General features: G+C 65.6%; 15 protein-coding genes. 9 read left to right on the forward strand and 6 right to left on the reverse strand.

The window, feature by feature from the left end; all coding sequences use genetic code 11:
• Positions 1–18: 18 nt before the first annotated feature.
• Together ShzoTeo12_RS07915 and ShzoTeo12_RS07920 are read right to left on the reverse strand one after the other, a co-directional pair.
• Positions 19–1,236 (reverse strand): LL-diaminopimelate aminotransferase, encoded by a 1,218-nt coding sequence (locus ShzoTeo12_RS07915; protein WP_119256245.1) that lies wholly within the window; start codon positions 1,234–1,236, stop codon positions 19–21.
• Between the two features lie 173 nt (positions 1,237–1,409).
• Positions 1,410–1,748 carry an SHOCT domain-containing protein gene (locus tag ShzoTeo12_RS07920; RefSeq protein ID WP_318912070.1) on the reverse strand — a complete coding sequence of 113 codons (339 nt, stop codon included), beginning with the start codon at positions 1,746–1,748 and terminating at the stop codon, positions 1,410–1,412.
• Positions 1,749–1,873: 125 nt separating this feature from the next.
• Between ShzoTeo12_RS07920 and ShzoTeo12_RS07925 the strand changes: the two genes are divergently transcribed.
• The 6 genes from ShzoTeo12_RS07925 to ShzoTeo12_RS07950 all read left to right on the forward strand — a co-directional run bounded on the left by ShzoTeo12_RS07925 (position 1,874) and on the right by ShzoTeo12_RS07950 (position 8,566).
• Positions 1,874–3,730 (forward strand): class I poly(R)-hydroxyalkanoic acid synthase, encoded by a 1,857-nt coding sequence (locus ShzoTeo12_RS07925; RefSeq protein ID WP_318912072.1) that lies wholly within the window; start codon positions 1,874–1,876, stop codon positions 3,728–3,730.
• Positions 3,731–3,750: 20 nt separating this feature from the next.
• On the forward strand, positions 3,751–4,470 hold the full coding sequence (gene sfsA / locus ShzoTeo12_RS07930) for a DNA/RNA nuclease SfsA (protein WP_318912074.1): 720 nt from the start codon (positions 3,751–3,753) through the stop codon (positions 4,468–4,470).
• Between the two features lie 31 nt (positions 4,471–4,501).
• Positions 4,502–5,329, forward strand: coding sequence for a type I methionyl aminopeptidase (gene map / locus ShzoTeo12_RS07935; RefSeq protein WP_203318795.1), 828 nt, complete (start codon positions 4,502–4,504; stop codon positions 5,327–5,329).
• A gap of 7 nt (positions 5,330–5,336) precedes the next feature.
• On the forward strand, positions 5,337–6,170 hold the full coding sequence (gene radC / locus ShzoTeo12_RS07940) for a RadC family protein (protein WP_318912075.1): 834 nt from the start codon (positions 5,337–5,339) through the stop codon (positions 6,168–6,170).
• Positions 6,171–6,330: 160 nt separating this feature from the next.
• Complete coding sequence (gene sthA / locus ShzoTeo12_RS07945; RefSeq protein WP_318912077.1) at positions 6,331–7,737, forward strand: Si-specific NAD(P)(+) transhydrogenase; 1,407 nt, start codon at positions 6,331–6,333, stop codon at positions 7,735–7,737.
• A 25-nt stretch (positions 7,738–7,762) separates the two neighbouring features.
• The gene (locus ShzoTeo12_RS07950; protein ID WP_318912079.1) at positions 7,763–8,566 is read left to right on the forward strand and encodes an endonuclease/exonuclease/phosphatase family protein; all 804 of its coding nucleotides are present in this window, start codon (positions 7,763–7,765) and stop codon (positions 8,564–8,566) included.
• A 39-nt stretch (positions 8,567–8,605) separates the two neighbouring features.
• Here the strand turns inward: ShzoTeo12_RS07950 and ShzoTeo12_RS07955 are convergent, their stop codons facing one another.
• The gene (locus tag ShzoTeo12_RS07955) at positions 8,606–9,469 is read right to left on the reverse strand and encodes an AraC family transcriptional regulator (protein ID WP_318912080.1); all 864 of its coding nucleotides are present in this window, start codon (positions 9,467–9,469) and stop codon (positions 8,606–8,608) included.
• 182 nt (positions 9,470–9,651) lie between these two features.
• Between ShzoTeo12_RS07955 and ShzoTeo12_RS07960 the strand changes: the two genes are divergently transcribed.
• Entirely contained in the window at positions 9,652–11,331 is a 1,680-nt protein-coding gene (locus ShzoTeo12_RS07960) for a SulP family inorganic anion transporter (protein ID WP_318912082.1), read from the forward strand.
• Here the strand turns inward: ShzoTeo12_RS07960 and ShzoTeo12_RS07965 are convergent.
• The 3 genes from ShzoTeo12_RS07965 to recA form a co-directional block, all read right to left on the reverse strand.
• Complete coding sequence (locus ShzoTeo12_RS07965) at positions 11,328–12,557, reverse strand: GGDEF domain-containing protein (RefSeq protein WP_318912083.1); 1,230 nt, start codon at positions 12,555–12,557, stop codon at positions 11,328–11,330. The two genes, ShzoTeo12_RS07960 and ShzoTeo12_RS07965, sit on opposite strands and share 4 nt — an antisense overlap.
• Before the next feature lie 109 nt (positions 12,558–12,666).
• On the reverse strand, positions 12,667–15,327 hold the full coding sequence (alaS, locus tag ShzoTeo12_RS07970; protein WP_318912085.1) for an alanine--tRNA ligase: 2,661 nt from the start codon (positions 15,325–15,327) through the stop codon (positions 12,667–12,669).
• 359 nt (positions 15,328–15,686) lie between these two features.
• Complete coding sequence (gene recA / locus ShzoTeo12_RS07975; protein ID WP_119256233.1) at positions 15,687–16,772, reverse strand: recombinase RecA; 1,086 nt, start codon at positions 16,770–16,772, stop codon at positions 15,687–15,689.
• A gap of 231 nt (positions 16,773–17,003) precedes the next feature.
• Between recA and ShzoTeo12_RS07980 the strand changes: the two genes are divergently transcribed.
• Together ShzoTeo12_RS07980 and ShzoTeo12_RS07985 are read left to right on the forward strand one after the other, a co-directional pair.
• Complete coding sequence (locus ShzoTeo12_RS07980; protein WP_318912086.1) at positions 17,004–17,951, forward strand: carbohydrate kinase family protein; 948 nt, start codon at positions 17,004–17,006, stop codon at positions 17,949–17,951.
• Positions 17,952–18,009: 58 nt separating this feature from the next.
• Complete coding sequence (locus ShzoTeo12_RS07985) at positions 18,010–18,936, forward strand: pseudouridine-5'-phosphate glycosidase (RefSeq protein WP_119256231.1); 927 nt, start codon at positions 18,010–18,012, stop codon at positions 18,934–18,936.
• Positions 18,937–18,966 lie beyond the last annotated feature (30 nt).

Here is an 18,966-nt window from a genome sequence, read left to right on the forward strand (position 1 = left end):
CGCGGAGGGCGGATTTCATTAGCGATGGGCGTTGAGCGAGATGACGTTGTGCATCGTCTCGTCGGCCGTGGAAAGGAACTTCTTGATATTGCGCGCAGCCTGGCGGATGCGGTGCTCGTTCTCGACCAGCGCGAGACGGACGTAATCGTCACCGAGCTCTCCGAAGCCGACGCCGGGAGCGACGGCGACATCCGCCTTCTCCACGAGCAGCTTGGAGAATTCCAGCGAGCCGAGATGGCGGAACTTTTCCGGGATCTTCGCCCAGGCGAACATGGTCGCCGCCGGCGGCGGCACTTCGAAGCCGGCCTTCCCGAAGGTCTCGACCATCACATCGCGGCGGCGCTTGTAGACGTTGCGCACTTCCGCGATGTCCGAGCCGTCGCCGTTCAGCGCATGGGTCGCGGCCACCTGGATCGGCGTGAAGGCGCCGTAGTCGAGATAGGACTTCACGCGGGTCAGCGCGGCGATCAGGCGCTCGTTGCCGACGGCGAAGCCCATGCGCCAGCCCGGCATGGAGAAGGTCTTCGACATGGAGGTGAATTCGACGGTGATGTCCATCGCGCCCGGCACTTCCAGCACGGACGGCGGCGGCGTGTCGTCAAAGTAGATTTCCGAATAGGCAAGGTCGGAGAGCACGATGATGTCATGCTTCTTCGCGAAGGCGATGACGTCCTTGTAGAAATCGAGCGTGGCGACCTGCGCCGTCGGGTTCGACGGATAGTTGATGATCAGCGCGAGCGGCTTGGGGATCGAGTGGCGCACGGCGCGCTCGAGCGGCGGGAAGAAGCTCTCGTCCGGCTCGACCGGAATGGAGCGGATGACCCCACCGGTCATCAGGAAGCCGAAGGCGTGGATCGGATAGGTCGGGTTCGGGCAGAGGATGACGTCGCCCGGCGCGGTGATCGCCTGCGCCATGTTGGCGAAGCCTTCCTTGGAGCCCAGCGTCGCGACGACCTGCGTCTCCGGGTTCAGCTTCACGCCGAAGCGGCGGGCGTAATAGGCGGCCTGCGCGCGGCGAAGGCCGGGAATGCCCTTGGACGAGGAATAGCGGTGCGTGCGCGGGTCCTGGACCACCTCGCAGAGCTTGTCGACGATGGCCTTGGGGGTCGGCAGGTCGGGGTTGCCCATGCCAAGGTCGATGATGTCGGCGCCGCCCGCTCGCGCGCTTGCTTTCAAACGGTTGACCTGTTCGAAAACATATGGCGGCAGACGCCGGACCTTGTGAAACTCTTCCATCTCTAACCCCGTTGAGCGCGGAGCCCCTCCGGACCCTGCCGGACGACACAAAACTCCGCGCGTTTCAAGTGACCGGATAAGGGCGAAAGCGTTCGAAATGAAGGCGCTCCGCCCGCGCCGGCGGCCAAAAGGCCGTCTTTCGCTTTGCTGCCAAACGGCACGAAAGGCAAGCGCTATTTCGTGCCTTCGATTTCGGCCAGCGTCGCCTTGCCGTGGTTGTCGCGCAGCGCCTGCAATTCGGCGAGCTGCCGGCGATATTCGGCTTCCGAGATCGTACCCGCCTTACGGCGATGCGCAAGCGCCATCAGGCTCGCCTGGTAATTGGACGCTTCCTCGTCGCTCATCTGCTGCGTCTCGCCGCGCACGATGGCGGTGATGTCGGGATAGACGGCCGCGCGGTTCGCGCCGGCATTCACCGTCGCGGGCGCTTCCGAGGAGGCGCAGGCGGCGAGCGCGGCCGGCATGGCGGCCATGAGAAGGACGGCGCTGAAGCGCCTGAATTCGAACGCCATGAGGCTGTATGCTCCTGTCGAAACGGCCGGTTCCGGATATTGCCGCGAAAGGCTTCGAGGCCCTTGTAATCTGTTTCGCAGAGAATGTAAAAATACAAAAGTAACAATAAAATCGGGAGGGAGCGATGGCCGAGGACAGCAAAGCGGGCGGGCGCGATGCGGCCGGCGACAAGCCCGGTTTCCAGCCTTTCGATCCCGCCGCGATAGAGCCCTATATCGTCAAGGACCCCGAGGCGCTGACGGTCAACTTCGCCCGCACCGTCGAGCAGCTCGGCAAGGCCGCCTCCGCCTGGCTCGCCCCGCGCGAAACCGGCGAGAAGGTCGACACCGTCGCCGAGCCGATGGTCGACATGGTCAAGACGCTCTCCAAAGTCTCCGAATACTGGCTGGCGGATCCGCGCCGCACGCTCGATGCCCAGACCATGCTGCTCGGCAGCTATTTCGGCATCTGGTCGCGCACGCTCAGCAAGCTCGGCGGCAACGAGGTCGAGGAAGCGCCCGATCCGCACGCCAAGGACAAGCGCTTTTCCGACGAGGACTGGGTGAAGAACCCGTTCTTCGATTTCCTGCGGCAGGTCTATTTCGTGACCTCCGACTGGGCGGAAAAGCTGGTGGCCGATGCCGAGGGGCTCGACGAGCACACCCGCCACAAGGCCGGCTTCTACGTGAAGCAGATCGCCAGCGCGATCTCGCCTTCCAACTTCATCACCACCAATCCGCAGCTCTACCGCGAGACGGTCGCCACCAACGGGGCGAACCTCGTGCGCGGCATGAAGATGCTGGCCGAGGACATCGCCGCCGGCCGGGGCGACCTCAAGCTGCGCCAGACGGATACCAGCAAGTTCGCCATCGGCGAGAACATGGCGCTGACGCCGGGCAAGGTTCTGGCGCAGAGCGACGTTTGCCAGGTCATCCAGTACGATGCGACGACGGACAAGGTGCTGAAGCGCCCGCTCCTCATCTGCCCGCCGTGGATCAACAAGTTCTACATCCTCGACCTCAACCCGGCGAAATCCTTCATCAAATGGGCGGTCGACCAGGGCCATACGGTCTTCGTCATCTCTTGGGTGAATCCGGACGAGCGTCATGCGGGCAAGGACTGGGAAGCCTATGCCCGCGAAGGCGTCGGCTTCGCGCTGGACACGATCAGCCAAGCGACCGGCGAGGACGAGGTCAACGCCATCGGCTATTGCGTCGGCGGCACGCTGCTCGCCGCCACGCTGGCGCTGCATGCCAGGGAAGGCGACAGGCGCATCCGCACCGCGACGCTCTTCACCACGCAGGTCGATTTCACCTTTGCCGGCGACCTCAAGGTCTTCGCCGACGAGGACCAGATCGACGCCATCGAGCGCGGCATGAAGGCGACGGGCTATCTCGACGGCTCCAAGATGGCGACCGCCTTCAACATGCTGCGCGCCTCCGAGCTGATCTGGCCCTATTTCGTCAACAATTACCTGAAGGGCCAGGAGCCGATGCCCTTCGATCTTCTCTACTGGAATTCAGATTCCACGCGAATGCCTGCCGCCAACCATTCGTTCTACCTGAGGAATTGCTATCTCAACAATACGCTCTCCAAGGGCGAGATGGTGCTGGCCGGCGAGAAGGTTTCGCTGAAGGACGTGAATATCCCGATCTACAACCTCGCCACCAAGGAGGACCATATCGCCCCGGCGAAATCGGTCTTCGTGGGCAGCAAGTATTTCGGCGGCAAGGTCACCTATGTCATGGCCGGCTCCGGCCATATCGCCGGCGTCGTCAATCCGCCCGACAAGATGAAATACCAGTTCTGGACCGGCGGTCCGGTCAAGGGCGAATTCGAGGACTGGGTGAAGAAGGCCGAGGAGACACCCGGCTCCTGGTGGCCGCACTGGCACGAATGGATCAAGGCCGAGGACGACCGCATGGTGCCGGCCCGCAAGACCGGCGGCACCATGAACTCCATCGAGGAGGCCCCCGGCTCCTATGTGCGCGTGCGTGCCTGACGCCCTGTGAAGTACATCCCATGAAATTCGATCCGCCGCTCGTTTCCGGCACGCTCGTGCAGCGCTACAAGCGCTTCCTCTTCGACGCCATCCTCGACGACGGGACGGCGATCACCGGCTCCTGCCCCAATACCGGCTCGATGCGCGGGCTGACGGCGCCCGGTTCGCGCATCTGGATGTCGGAAAGCGACAGCCCGACGCGCAAGCACCGCCACCGCCTCGAACTGGTAGAGGCGGACGACACCGTCGTCGGCATCAATACCGGCCTGCCGAATCGGCTGGCGGAGGAAGCCATCCTTGCCGGCCTCGTCGCCGATCTCGGCAGCTATCCGGTGCTGGAGCGGGAAAGGAAATACGGTCGCAATTCCCGCATCGACATCCTGCTCTCCGGCGATGCCCGCCCGCCGGCCTATGTCGAGGTGAAGAACGTGCATTTCCGCCGCACGCCCGGCCTTGCCGAGTTTCCCGATACGGTGACGGCGCGCGGCGCAAAGCATCTCGAAGAGCTGGGCGACATGGCCGAGGCCGGCTTCCGCGCCGTCATGCTCTATCTCATCCAGCGCGAGGACTGCGATCTCTTCCGCATCTGCGCCGACCTCGACCCCACCTATGCCGGCGGCTTCCGCCGCGCGCTTTCGCGCGGCGTCGAGGCCTATGCGGTCAAATGTGCCGTTACACCCGGGCAAATCCGGCCTGTGGCATCGATCGCCATGGACGAACCCGGTGTCGCTGTTTTATGACGGTACGACAAAGACGAGTGAAAGTTCGACCATGGTGACCTATATCGACGCGACCTCCGCGCCGCTGAAGAACACGGGCGTGATCCGCCTCTACGATGCGGACGCCTTTGCCGGCATGCGCAAGGCCTGCCAGCTCACGGCCCGCTGCCTCGACGAGCTCTATCCGCTGGTCAAGCCGGGCGTCGCCACCGACGTCATCGATCGCTTCGTCTTCGAATTCGGCATGGATCACGGCGCCCTGCCCGCGACGCTCAACTATCGCGGCTATACAAGGTCCACCTGCACCTCGATCAACCACGTCGTCTGCCACGGCATCCCGAACGACAAGCCGCTGCGCGAAGGCGACATCGTCAATATCGACGTCACCTACATCCTCGACGGCTGGCACGGCGATTCGAGCCGCATGTACCCGGTCGGCGAGATCAAGCGCGCGGCCGAGCGGCTGCTCGAAGTCACCCATGAATGCCTGATGCGCGGCATCGCCGCCGTAAGGCCCGGCGCGCGCACCGGCGCCATCGGCGAGGCGATCCAGGCCTATGCGGAAGCCGAGCGCTGCTCCGTCGTGCGCGACTTCTGCGGCCACGGCGTCGGCCGGCTCTTCCACGACGCCCCGAACATCCTGCATTACGGCCGCGCCAATGAAGGCCCGGAAATGAAGGAAGGCATGATCTTCACCATAGAGCCGATGATCAATCTCGGCCGCCCGCATGTGAAGGTGCTGTCCGACGGCTGGACGGCGGTCACGCGCGACCGCTCCCTCTCGGCGCAGTACGAGCATACGGTCGGCGTGACGGCCGACGGCTGCGAGATCTTCACGCTGTCGCCCGGCGGCCTCGACCGCCCCGGCCTTCCCGCATAGGCCGCCCATGACGGGATCGCGCGGCCGCACGGACATTTCGCCCTCCATCTTCACGGCGGACGATCCGGCGGGCATCGACGATCTTTTCGGTCCCGGCGACGAGCGCGGGCACTTCTACGAGCGCCCTGCCCGCGCCGCACCCGCCAAGCCGATCCCCGCCGCCGTGGAAGACAAGCACTATCACGGCCACCGCGAGCGCCTGCGCACCCGCTTCCGCGACAATGGCGACACGGCGCTCGCCGATTATGAGATTCTCGAATTGCTGCTCTTCCGCCTGATCCCCCGCCGCGACACCAAGCCAGTGGCCAAGGCCCTGCTCGACCGCTTCGGCACGCTGTCCGGCGTCTTCGGCGCAACGCCCGCGCTGCTGCAGGAGGTCAAGGGCATCGGCGACGCGGTAGCGCTGGACCTGAAGCTCGTCTCCGCCGTCGCCCAGCGCACGCTGAAGAGCGAGATCCGCAACAAGACGGTGCTCGCCTCCTGGTCGTCGGTCATCCAGTATTGCCACGCCGCCATGGCGCACGAGCCGCGCGAGCAGTTCCGCATCCTCTTCCTCGACAAGCGCAACACGCTGATCGCCGACGAGGTGCAGGGCCACGGCACGGTCGACCATACGCCGGTCTATCCGCGCGAGGTGGTGCGCCGCGCCCTGGAACTGTCGGCGACGGCCATTATCCTGGTCCACAACCATCCTTCCGGTGATCCGACCCCGTCGCGGGCGGATATCGACATGACGAAGACCATCGTGGAGACGGCCCGGCCGCTCGGCATCACGGTGCATGACCACATCATCATCGGCAAGGACGGCCACGCCAGCCTCAAGGGGCTGCGGCTCATGTAGTTCCGAAGCGGCTTCGGGGCGCGATACGGGAAACCGGGGAGCGCGCCTTCATCCGTTTGAAACGGTTTGATGCCACATTCGGTTGACGGAAATTGCTCGGCGGAGAAAATTGCTGCAACGCAATACGATTCTTTGCCGCAGAAGACTGGGACAATCACACATGCAGGAATATGATCTCGTCGTCGTGGGCAGCGGCCCCGCAGGCCGCCGCGGCGCCATCCAGGCAGCAAAGCTCGGACGCAAGGTGCTCGTCATCGAGCAGGGCAAGCGCGTCGGCGGCGTGTCGGTGCATACCGGCACGATCCCGTCGAAGACGCTGCGCGAAACGGCGCTCAACCTTTCCGGCTGGCGCGAGCGCGGCTTCTACGGCCGCGCCTACCGCGTGAAGCAGGAAATCAGCGCCGACGACCTGCGCCGCCGCCTGCTCATCACGCTCGACCACGAGGTGGAGGTGCTTGAACACCAGTTCGCCCGCAACCGCGTGCAGCATATCCGCGGCAAGGCGAAGTTCCTGACGCCCGAGACCATGGAGATCGTCAAGGACGACGGCGAGACCATGCATGTCAGCGGCAAGAGCATCATGCTCGCCGTCGGCACCAAGCCCTACCGCCCCGACAATATTCCCTTCGACAGCGAGAGCGTGCTCGACAGCGACGAGCTGCTCGACATCAAGGAACTGCCGCGCTCGATGGCCGTCATCGGCGCGGGCGTCATCGGCATCGAATATGCGACGATCTTCTCCGCGCTCGACACACAGGTGACGGTGATCGATCCGAAGCCGACCATCCTCGACTTCATCGACCGGGAAATCGTCGAGGACTTCATCTACCAGCTCCGCGACCGCAACATGAAGCTCATCCTCGGCCAGAAGGCCGACAAGGTGGAGAAGCTTCCCAACGGCAAATGCGAGATCACGCTGGACAACGGCCGCCACGTCACCTGCGACATGGTGCTCTATGCCGCCGGCCGCGTCGGGGCGACGGACAGCCTGAACCTTGCCGCCGCCGGCCTTACCGCCGATTCGCGCGGGCGCCTCAGCGTAAACCCGGAAACCTTCCAGACCGAGGTACCGCATATCTACGCCGCCGGCGACGTCGTCGGCTTCCCGAGCCTTGCCTCGACCTCGATGGAACAGGGCCGCATCGCCGCCCGCGTCGCTGTCGGAGCGATCGCCAAGGAGCCGCCGAAATATTTCCCCTACGGTATCTATGCCGTGCCGGAAATCTCCACCTGCGGCCTCACCGAGGAAGAGGTGAAGGAGCGCGGCATTCCCTATGAATGCGGCATGGCGCGCTTCCGCGAGACCTCGCGCGGCCACATCATGGGCCTCGATTCCGGCCTGCTGAAAATGATCTTCTCGCTGAAGACCCGCCGCCTGCTCGGCGTGCATATCGTCGGCGAAAACGCCACCGAGCTCGTCCATATCGGCCAGGCCGTCTTGAACCTGAAGGGCACCGTCGAATATTTCGTCGAGAACACCTTCAACTATCCGACGCTCGCCGAAGCCTACAAGATCGCCGGCCTCGACGCCTGGAACCGCATGGGCGACCTGTCCCAGACCGGCTGACCATTTGCGGGAAGGAGCGGCGTGCATGAGGATCCTGTCGCTGAATGTCTGGGGCGGGATGCTGCATGCGCCGCTCCTCGACTATCTCGCCGCCGTCGACGCCGATATCTATTGCCTGCAGGAGGTGCCGCGCGCCGTCGCCGCCCGTTCCGAATGGCTGACCTATCGCGACGGCGCAGTGGAGCTTCAGCAGCGCGCCAATCTCTACCGCGAGATCGCCGCCGTCCTGCCCGGTCACGACGGCTTCTTCGCCCCGACCGCCCGCGGTGGACTGATGGACGGCGATCGCCCCTGCCACCAGGAATTCGGCCTCGCCACCTTCATCCGGCAGGACATCGCCGTCATCGGCCAGGCGCTCGATTTCGTGCACGGCGCCTTCTCTCCGCACGGCTTCGGCGCCCATCCCCGCGCCCGCAACGCCCATGCCTTCCGGCTCTACGACTACAAGGCGGACCGCCCGCTTTCCGTTGTGCAGTTTCACGGGCTTCGCGAGATCGACGGCAAGGGCGACACGGCGAGCCGCGCTGCGCAGGCCGAAGCCCTTACGACCCTCATCCAGCGCCTTCATCGGCGGGAAGAAGGCCTTATCCTCTGCGGCGATTTCAACGTGCTTCCCGAAAGCCGCACCTTCCAAACCCTCTCGCGCCTCGGCCTCACCGATCTCGTCACGACTCGCGGCTTCACCGACACGCGCACGTCGCACTACACCAAGCCCGGCCGCCATGCGGACTACATGCTGGTGAATGCGACTGTGCCTGTCGCGGATTTCACCGTGGTGGAGACACCGGAGGTTTCCGACCACAGGGCGCTGCTGCTGACTGTCGATTGAGGTCGGGCCGCTTTGGGAACGACCCGAGCACGTCTCAAACTAGACGGCAACCGGCTGTAGCGGCAGGCAGATTTCCGTCAGCAACTCGTTCGGCGGCACCTCGCGGGGATTGTTGAGATATAGCTCGAACATCACCTCGTCGCGGATCGAGCGGCCGGAGGCGGGCAGCCATGTGCCGTAGAGCCACCGATAGGCCGCGTCCATATTCGCATAGGGCCCCTGATGGCGCAGCACGGCATAGTCGCCGCCCGCCAGGACGCGCCGCGTCAGGGGCGGCTCGGCGGGGGTATTCTCATCAGCGGTGACGCAGGCGAAGGAGCGCAGCTTCTCCTCCGCCACCAGATCGGGATCGTCGAGGAAGAGACCGATCATGCGCATGTCCGGCCGGAAAAGGTTGCGGGAAAAGAGCGTGCCGTAAAGCGCCTCGAAGGCCTTGCCGATACCCATATAGGATCCGGTATGGGGAACGGCGAGCAGCGGCTGCTCGGCAAGGGTACGGATGGTGACGTCGAACATGCGCGAAGACTCCTCGTCGCTTTCGGGGGCATAGGCGCGATGGGAACCCTCCCTGCGGTAGCGCGCCGGCGGCATGCCATAGGCGGCCGCGAAGGTGCGCGTGAAGGATTGCAGGTTGGGATAGCCCCATCGCACGGCGATGTCCCGGACGGAGCGCTCGCTGCGCACCAGATCGCCCGCCGCACGATGGAGACGCAGCCGGCGCACGGTCGCCGCCAGCGTCTCGTTGTGCACGGCGCGGTAGACGCGGTGCCAGTGATGGGCGGAAAGGCAGGCGATCTCGGAAAGCCGGCCGAGGTCCAGGTCCTCGTCCAGATGTTCGTGGATATAGGCGGAAACCCGCAGCAGGCGTTTTTCATAGGCCGCCCAGATCTCGTTCTCGCTCATGCCTTTTCCTCTCGCCGGAACGCATTGAACCAAGCACGAAGCGATTTCACAAATCCTGCGCTTCTGTCTTGCCCTGCAATTTTCGCATAGCCTTGCCTTCCGTTATTGCAAAATCGGGCGACTCGGCGTGAGATGCCCTCGCCGGCCCCTTTTCCCCAATCCACCGGCCTTTCGAGGCTCCCATGACCGATACATTGATGCCGAAGCTCGCCAGCGTTTTCGCGGAGGGCTACAGCCCCGCGCGTCTGCGCGCCGATGCGCTTGCCGGCCTCACCGTGGCGATCGTTGCCCTGCCGCTTTCCATGGCGATCGCCATCGCCTCGGGCGTCACGCCCGACCGCGGCCTCTACACCGCCATCGTCGGCGGCTTCCTCGTCTCCGCGCTCGGCGGCAGCCGCTTCCAGGTGGGCGGGCCGGCGGGCGCCTTCATCGTGCTGGTCTCGGCAACCGCCGCCCGGCACGGGGTCGAGGGCCTGCTGCTCGCCACCTTCCTCTCCGGCATCATGCTGGCCATCGCCGGCTATCTCCGGCTCGGCAAATACATCAAGTTCATCCCCTATCCGGTGACCGTGGGCTTCACGGCCGGCATCGCCATCATCATCTTCTCCAGCCAGATCGGCGAGCTGCTGGGGCTGAAGCTCGAAGGCCGCGAGCCGGGGCCGATCATCGAGAAGCTCGCCGCGCTCTGGGCCGCGCGGCCCACCTTCAACCTCGCCGCCTTCGGTGTTGCGGGGCTCACCATCGCGGTCATCCTGCTTCTGCGCCGCTTCCGCCCCTCCTGGCCGAACCTTCTCATCGCGGTCGCCGTCGCCTCGGCCGCGACCGCCCTCCTCGCCCTGCCGGCGGACACCATCGGCACCCGCTTCGGCGGCATCCCGCGCAGCCTGCCTGTTCCGGCTCTGCCCTCCTTCTCGCCCGACCTTGTCGTCGCCGTGTTGCCCGATGCGGTCGCCTTCGCCCTGCTCGGCGCGATCGAATCGCTGCTCTCCGCCGTCGTCGCCGACGGCATGACGGGCCGGCGGCATCGCTCCAGCATGGAGCTCGTCGCGCAGGGCTTCGCCAATGTCGGCTCGGCGCTCTTCGGCGGAATCTGCGTGACCGGCACCATCGCCCGCACGGCGACGAATGTCCGCTCCGGCGCCACCAGCCCGGTCTCCGGCATGCTGCATGCCCTCTTCCTGCTCATCTTCATGCTCGTCGCCGCGCCGCTCGCCAGCTACATTCCGCTCGCCGCCCTTGCCGGCGTACTCGCCGTCGTCTCCTTCAACATGATCGAGCGCCCGGCCATCGGCGCACTCTTCCGCTCCTCGCGCGGCGACGCGGCGGTGCTCGTCGTGACCTTCCTCCTTGTCGTCTTCCGCGATCTCACCGAAGGCATCGTCGTCGGCTTCCTGCTCGGCGCCGTGCTCTTCATCGACCGCATGGGCAAGGCGGTGGATATCCGGGAGGAAACCGTGCCGCGCCTCGTGCGCGCCATCGAGGAGGCCGGCGAGGACAGCGGCCTGCCCGAGCGGCCGGTCGTGGCGGACGATCCGGATACGGTCGTCTATCGCATCAGCGGCGTGTTCTTCTTCGGCGCGGCCGCCAGCGTCGGCTCCGTGCTCGACCGCATCGCCGACCAGCGGCGCAATTTCGTGCTCGACTGCACCGACGTGCCGCTGCTCGATTCCACCGCCGCTAGCGTCATCGAAGGGCTGGTGCGCAAGGCCGACCGCGCGGGCGTCCGCGTCTTCATCGCCGGATTGAAACCGGACATGCGGCGGCTGCTGGAGGCCCACGAGCTGCACGCCCCGCGCGTCACCTATACGGCGACAGCCAATGCCGCCCTGGCGGAAATCGCCGGCAGGCCGGCGGAAAATTAGCCGGCTATGGAAATACCACTCTGCTCAGGGGAAATCCGCATGCGCTCGGCAAGCGCGGTAAGGTTTCCGCCGGGCCGGGCGAGCATCACGCGGTTGCGGCCGGCCTCCTTGGCAGCATAGAGCGCGCTGTCGGCCGCCGAATGCAGGCGGTCGAAATCCGCGCCGAAGGCCGCCACATCGGCAAGGCCGATGCTGACCGAAACGCCGATCTCGCGCCCCTCGCAGGTCACCGACATGGCGGCGATCTCGCGGAGGAGCGCTTCGGCGAAGGGTTCCGCCCGTTCGGCGCCCTGCCCCGGCGCGAAGAGCGCGAATTCCTCGCCGCCGAACCGGCAGAACAGCATGCCCTCGTCCAGCCAGGAGGAAACCCGGGCGGAAAAGCGCTTCAGCACCGCATCGCCCGCGACATGGCCATAGGTATCGTTGATCGCCTTGAACCGGTCGAGGTCGAAGATCATCAGCGTGCCCTCGCCCTTGCCGGAAAGGTGCACCCGCACATCCTCGAGGAACGAGCCGCGATTGGCGATGCCGGTCAGCGCATCCGTGCGCGAGGCCTGGCGATAGATCGCCTCGCCGCGCTCCTTGATCAGCACCAGCATGGCGACGGCCGCAAGGATCGTATGGGCGAAGAGCTCCAGCGAGAAGATGGCGAACCAGGCCGAATGCGCCGTTCCGTCTGCGAGTGGCGCAGGGAAGAAGATCGCCAGCGGCACGCGCAGGAAGTAGATCATGCCATGCGTCACGAAGAAAAGCGCGGCGATGGATCGGGTCGGCAGCCGCTCGACCTTGCGGCCGCGCCAGATATCGATGCCGATGGCGCCCGAATAGGCGGCGATGATGATCGAGGACAGGATGATACGGTTGTTGACATCGCTCGCCACCGCGTCGAAGCCGAGATAGGCGACGCTCCAGAGCAGCGGCCCCACCAGCACGACCAGAAGACTGGCGGAGCGGCGGTCGAAGACCCGGAAGCCGGCCCACATGAAGGCGTAGCCGGAGGCGGCGAACGCATTGCCGAGGCCGACGGTCAGAACCGGCAGGCCGATGGGCCGCAACGCGAAGAGCAGCGTGCAGGCCGAGCCCACCCACATGGACAGGCACCAGTAGCCGGCCGCCGCATGGCGCCGGTCGGTGAGCCAGACCTGCAGCATGAAAATCCCGACGACCATGGTCGACAGGAAGGTGCAGATCATCAAGGTCGAGATGCTGATGACGTCTTCAATCAATATGGGCACTCCACACGCCGGAATGCTAGGTGCAAACCTTGAAGACTTCGCAAACGAAACGGCGGGCCAGGACCCGCCGCTCGATGAATTGTGGAGTAAAAAGGAACGCTTAGCCGGCCAGCGCCGCGGCGACGGCCTCGACCGCATCGGTCGCCCTGGCACCATCCGGCCCGCCGGCCTGCGCCATGTCAGGACGGCCGCCGCCGCCCTTGCCGCCGAGCGCCTCGGAGGCGCGGCGGACGAGATCGACGGCGCTGAAGCGGGCGGTGAGGTCTTCCGTCACGGCGACCACGGCGCTCGCCTTGCCATCGGGCGAGACGCCGACGAAGGTGACGACGCCCGAGCCGAGGCTCTTCTTGCCTTCGTCCGCAAGGCTCTTGAGGTCCTTCGGCTCGACGCCGGCGACCACCTTGCCGAGATATTTCACGCCGGCAACCTCGCGCACGCCGTCGTCGCCGCCGGCCGTGCCGCCGGAGAGCGCCAGCTTCTTCTTGGCTTCCGTCAGTTCGCGCTCCAGCCTGCGGCGTTCGTCGACCAGCGCCTCGACGCGGAAGAGAACCTCGCCCGGCTGGGCCTTGAGCGCATTGGCGAGCGCCTTCACGCGCTCGTCCTGCTCGGCGAGATAGGCGCGGGCAGATTCCCCGGTCAGCGCTTCCAGACGGCGCACGCCCGAGCCGACGGCGCTGTCGGAAAGGATGCGCACGAGGCCGATCTCGCCCGTGGAGGAGACATGCGTGCCGCCGCACAGCTCGACCGAATAGGGCCGGTTGACCTTGGCGCCGCGAATGCCGGTGCCCATGGAGACGACGCGGACCTCATCGCCGTATTTTTCGCCGAACAGCGCCATGGCGCCCTCGGCGATCGCGTCGTCCACCGTCATCAGGCGGGTGGTGACCGGCGAATTCTGCACGATGATCTCGTTCGCCATGTCCTCGATGACGCGCAGTTCCTCGGCCGTCATGGGCTTGGGATGCGAGACGTCGAAGCGCAGGCGCTCGGGCGCGACCAGCGAGCCCTTCTGGGCGACATGGGTGCCGAGCACTTCGCGCAGCGCCTCGTGCAGGAGGTGCGTTGCCGAATGGTTGGCGCGCAGGCGCGAGCGGCGGGCGTGATCGACCGTGAGCGCCACGGCGTCGCCGACCTTGATCGTGCCTTCGGTGACGGTCGCGGTGTGGACGAAGACGCCATCACCCTTCTTCTGGGTATCGCTGACCGCAAGACGCGCATTGTCGGTGGCGATGGAGCCGGTATCGCCCATCTGGCCGCCGGATTCGCCATAGAACGGGGTCTGGTTGAACACGAGCTGGACGGTGTCGCCGGCCTTGGCGCTGTCGACCGTCTTGCCTTCGCTGACGATCGCCTGGACGACGCCTTCGGCGGTTTCCGTGTCGTAGCCGAGGAATTCGGTCGCGCCGAGCTTTTCGCGCAGCTCGAACCAGACGGTTTCCGTCGCCGCCTCGCCGGAGCCGGCCCAATGGGCGCGGGCTTCCGCCTTCTGGCGCTCCATGGCATCCGTGAAGCCGGAAAGATCGACGCCGATACCGCGGCCGCGCAGCGCGTCCTGCGTCAGGTCGAGCGGGAAGCCATAGGTGTCGTAGAGCTTGAAGGCGGTCTCGCCGTCGAGCGTATCGCCCTTGTGCAGCGTGTTGGTGGCGTCGGAGAGAAGGTTCAGGCCGCGCTCCAGCGTGGTGCGGAAACGGGTTTCCTCCAGCTTCAGCGTCTCGGAGATCAGCGCTTCGGCGCGCTGCAGCTCCGGATAGGCGCGGCCCATCTCGCTGACCAGCGTCGGCAGCAGCTTCCACATCAGCGGTTCTTTCGCGCCGAGAAGCTGCGCATGACGCATGGCGCGGCGCATGATGCGGCGCAGCACATAGCCGCGGCCGTCCTTGGCCGGCAGCACGCCGTCGGCGATCAGGAAGGCGGAGGAGCGCAGGTGGTCGGCGATGACGCGGTGGCTGGCGCGGGCCTCGCCCTCCGCCGGAACGCCGGTCGCCTCGACGGAGGCGTCGATCAGTGCACGGAAGAGGTCGATATCGTAGTTGTCATGCTTGCCCTGCAGCAGCGCGGCGATGCGCTCCAGGCCCATGCCGGTGTCGATGGACGGACGCGGCAGGTCGAGGCGCTCGTCCTTCGTGATCTGCTCGAACTGCATGAAGACGAGGTTCCAGATCTCGATGAAGCGGTCGCCGTCCTCTTCCGGCGAGCCGGGCGGGCCGCCCCAGATATGATCGCCATGATCGTAGAAGATCTCCGAACAGGGGCCGCACGGGCCGGTATCGCCCATCGCCCAGAAATTGTCGCTGGTCGGAATACGGATGATGCGGTCGTCGGAAAAGCCGGCGATCTTCTTCCAGAGGTCGAAGGCCTGGTCGTCCGTGTGGTAGACGGTGACGAGCAGCCGGCTCTTGTCGATGCCGAATTCCTTGGTGATCAGGTTCCAGGCAAGCTCAATGGCGCGCTCCTTGAAGTAGTCGCCGAAGGAGAAGTTACCGAGCATCTCGAAGAAGGTGTGGTGGCGCGCGGTATAGCCGACATTGTCGAGGTCGTTGTGCTTGCCGCCGGCGCGCACGCATTTCTGCGCGGTGACCGCCGTGGAATAGGGACGCGACTCCAGGCCGGTGAAGACGTTCTTGAACTGCACCATGCCGGCATTGGTGAACATCAGGGTCGGGTCGTTGCGCGGCACGAGCGGGCTCGACGAGACGACCTCGTGGCCTTCCCTGCGGAAATAGTCGAGGAAAGTCGACCGGATCTCATTCACGCCGCTCATGTCGCGTCCTTCATCTTGGCGCCGCCTGCCCCGCAGGCCGCGCATCATCCACCCAATGTCATATTCGGCAGACGCGAAACCGCCCCGCCGGCCGGAGCGCCCGCCGGAAGCCCCTTGCGAGGCTCTCCATCCGCCAGTTCCGTCGAAACTGCACACGCCGGCCGCCTTTCCCGGGAAAGGCCGTAAACCGCGGGCGCGCGCGAGAATTGATGGCTTTTATCGCCCGCACCCTTCCCTGTCCAGACACCAAAAAACCGGCCTTTCACGAAGAAGAGGCCGGTTTCCGGATTATCGTTCCGCATGGGGCGCAATCGCAGACCGATCCGCGTCATGCGCGGGCGGGCGCGGCGCCGGAGCGATCAGGGCTCGCCGTCGTCGCCGTCGTTCGGGTCCGGACCGCCGTTTTCCAGGAAGCGGTCGGCGATCAGGCCGGCATTCTGGCGCAGCGTCATCTCGATCTCGCGGGCAAGATCCGGGTTGTCGCGCAGGAACGTCTTGGCGTTCTCGCGGCCCTGGCCGAGACGCTGGCTGTTGTAGGAGAACCAGGCGCCAGACTTCTCGACGATGCCGGCCTTGACGCCGAGGTCGATAAGCTCGCCCGTCTTGGAGACGCCCTCTCCATACATGATGTCGAATTCGACCTGCTTGAAGGGCGGGGCCATCTTGTTCTTGACGACCTTGACGCGGGTCTGGTTGCCGATGACCTCGTCGCGCTCCTTGACCGCGCCGATGCGGCGGATGTCGAGGCGGACGGAAGCATAGAACTTCAGCGCATTGCCGCCCGTCGTCACTTCCGGCGAGCCGTAGACGACGCCGATCTTCATGCGGATCTGGTTGATGAAGATGACCATCGTGTTGGACTTGGAGATGGAGGCCGTCAGCTTGCGCAGCGCCTGGCTCATCAGGCGGGCCTGAAGGCCCGGCAGGCTTTCGCCCATCTCGCCCTCGATTTCGGCGCGCGGCGTGAGCGCGGCGACCGAATCGACGACCAGCACGTCGATGGCGCCGGAGCGTACCAGCGTGTCGGTGATCTCGAGCGCCTGCTCGCCGGTGTCGGGCTGCGAGATCAGCAGGTTTTCCAGGTCGACGCCGAGCTTGCGGGCATAGACCGGGTCAAGTGCGTGTTCGGCATCGACGAAGGCGCAGATGCCGCCCTTCTTCTGGGATTCGGCAATGGTCTGGAGCGCCAAGGTCGTCTTGCCCGAGCTTTCCGGACCGTAGATCTCGATGATGCGGCCCTTCGGCAGGCCGCCGATGCCGAGCGCGACGTCGAGGCTGAGAGAGCCCGTCGAAACCGTCTCGACCTCGATGACGCTGTCCTTTCCGCCGAGCTTCATGATGGAGCCCTTGCCGAAGGAGCGCTCGATCTGAGAGAGAGCCGCTTCGAGTGCCTTGCTTTTATCCACTGTTTTATCCTCTACGAGCCGCAAAGTGTTCTGTGCCATTTGGTCCACCTTTAGGTTATTGAAGCAAGACAGGCAACGAAGCCGCCGATGAAAGCTATGTACACTTTTTGTTCTCATTTCGCAAGACCCATTCATCTCATTGAATGACTTTGGAAATCGGGAGCGTGTTCTATTTCCGTTTCAGCGGGCGAACGGCACGAAAGACGAGACAGGATACCACGGTCGATCAGGCTCCATGCGGGCGAATCGGCGGGGATGCGAAGGAAGACCATGACGGACAGGACGATACTGGTGATGGGCGGCGCCCATGTGGACAGGCGCGGACGCATCGCCGGCGAAACGGCGCCGGGCGCAAGCAATCCGGGCGCCTGGTTCGTGGAAGCGGGTGGCGGCGCCTTCAATGCGGCGCGCAACCTTTCCCGGCTCGGCCACAAGGTGCGGCTCGTTTCGCCGCGCGGCGGCGATTCCGACGGCGACATCGTTGCCGCCGCTGCGGCCGCGGCCGGCGTGGAGGATACGCCCTTCATCTTCCTCGACCGCGCGACGCCGAGCTACACCGCCATCATCGAGCGTGACGGCAACCTCGTCATCGCGCTGGCCGACATGGAGCTCTACCGGCTGTTCTCGCCGCGCCGCCTTCAGCAGCGCGCGATGCGCGAGGCGATCGACACGGCCGCGCTCATCCTCACCGATGCCAACCTGCCGGGCGAGACGCTGGCCGCCATGGTCGAGGCAGCCAAGGCGTCGGGCGTTCCGGTCGCCGGCATCGCCATTTCCCCGGCCAAGGTGGTGCGGTTTCAGGGCAGCCTTTCCGCCCTCGCCTTCCTCTTCATGAACGAGGCGGAAGCCCGCACGCTGACGGGCGAGACGCCGGAAAACCCCGCCGACTGGCCGAAGGCGCTGCGCGCCGCCGGGCTTTCCGCAGGCGTCGTCACGCGCGGCGGCAGGGGCGTGGTCGCGTTCGACGAAAAAGGCGCGGCCCTCGTCATTCCGCCGGATATCCCGGCTCTCGGCGACGTGACCGGCGCCGGCGATTCGCTCGCCTCCGGCTTCCTCAGCGCATGGACGGGCGGCGCGACGGTCGGCGAGGCGCTGCGCCACGGCGTTGCGGCGGCGGCGATCACCGTGCGCTCCCCTCTGGCGGTGGCCAAAGAAATGTCGCAGGCCACCCTTTCGGGCGCACTTTCTCTTGTGCCGGAGGCTGAAATCCTGTCATGAGACTTTTTTGCTCGAAATCCAGAGCAAGATTCCTCCCAGGACTCTCAAGGAAAACAGCATGACCAGACCCGTATCCCCTCTCCTGCCCATGCGCTACTCGGCCGAAGTGGCCGCCGCGAAGGAACGCGGCGCGCCCATCGTCGCCCTCGAATCGACGATCATCACGCACGGCATGCCCTATCCGGGCAATCTCGACATGGCCCGCAGCGTCGAGCGCATCATCCGTGAACAGGGCGCCGTGCCCGCCACCATCGCCGTCATCGACGGCGTGCTGCATATCGGCCTCGAAGACGCCGAACTCGAAGCGCTCTCGCAGACCAAGGGTGCACTGAAGGTCTCGCGCGCCGACATCGCCTTCGCGATCGCCGAGCGCCGCACCGGCGCCACCACCGTCGCCGCCACCATGATCGGCGCGGCGCGCGCCGGCATCAAGGTCTTCGCCACCGGCGGCATCGGCGGCGTCCACCGCGGCGCGGAAGAAACCTTCGACATCTCCGCCGACCTGGAAGAGCTGGGCCGCACCGGCGTCATCGTCGTCTGCGCCGGCGCCAAGGCGATTCTCGACATTCCGAAGACGCTGGAGGTTCTGGAAACGCGCGGCGTGCCGGTCGTGACCTATGACAGCCCGACCTTCCCGGCCTTCTGGTCGCGCGATTCGGGCCTCAACAGCCCGCTGACGCTGAACAGCCCCGCGGCCATCGCCAACTTCCAGAAGGTGCGCGACCAGCTCGGCATCGACGGCGGCATGCTGATCGCCAATCCCGTACCGGCCGCCGACGAGATCCCGCGCGACGAAATGGAAATCTACATCGCCCGCGCGATCGACAATGCCGAACGCGACGAGATCGCCGGCAAGGCCGTGACGCCGTACCTGCTCGACAACCTCTTCCACCTGACGGACGGCCGCAGCCTGAAGACGAACATCGCGCTGGTGGAAAACAATGCGCGGCTGGCGGCGGAAATCGCCGTGGCGCTGGTCGATTGATCACGAAGGCGGAAGGAAGGTCCGAAACCT

It is taken from the genome of Shinella zoogloeoides, assembly GCF_033705735.1.
Classification (GTDB): domain Bacteria; phylum Pseudomonadota; class Alphaproteobacteria; order Rhizobiales; family Rhizobiaceae; genus Shinella; species Shinella zoogloeoides_A.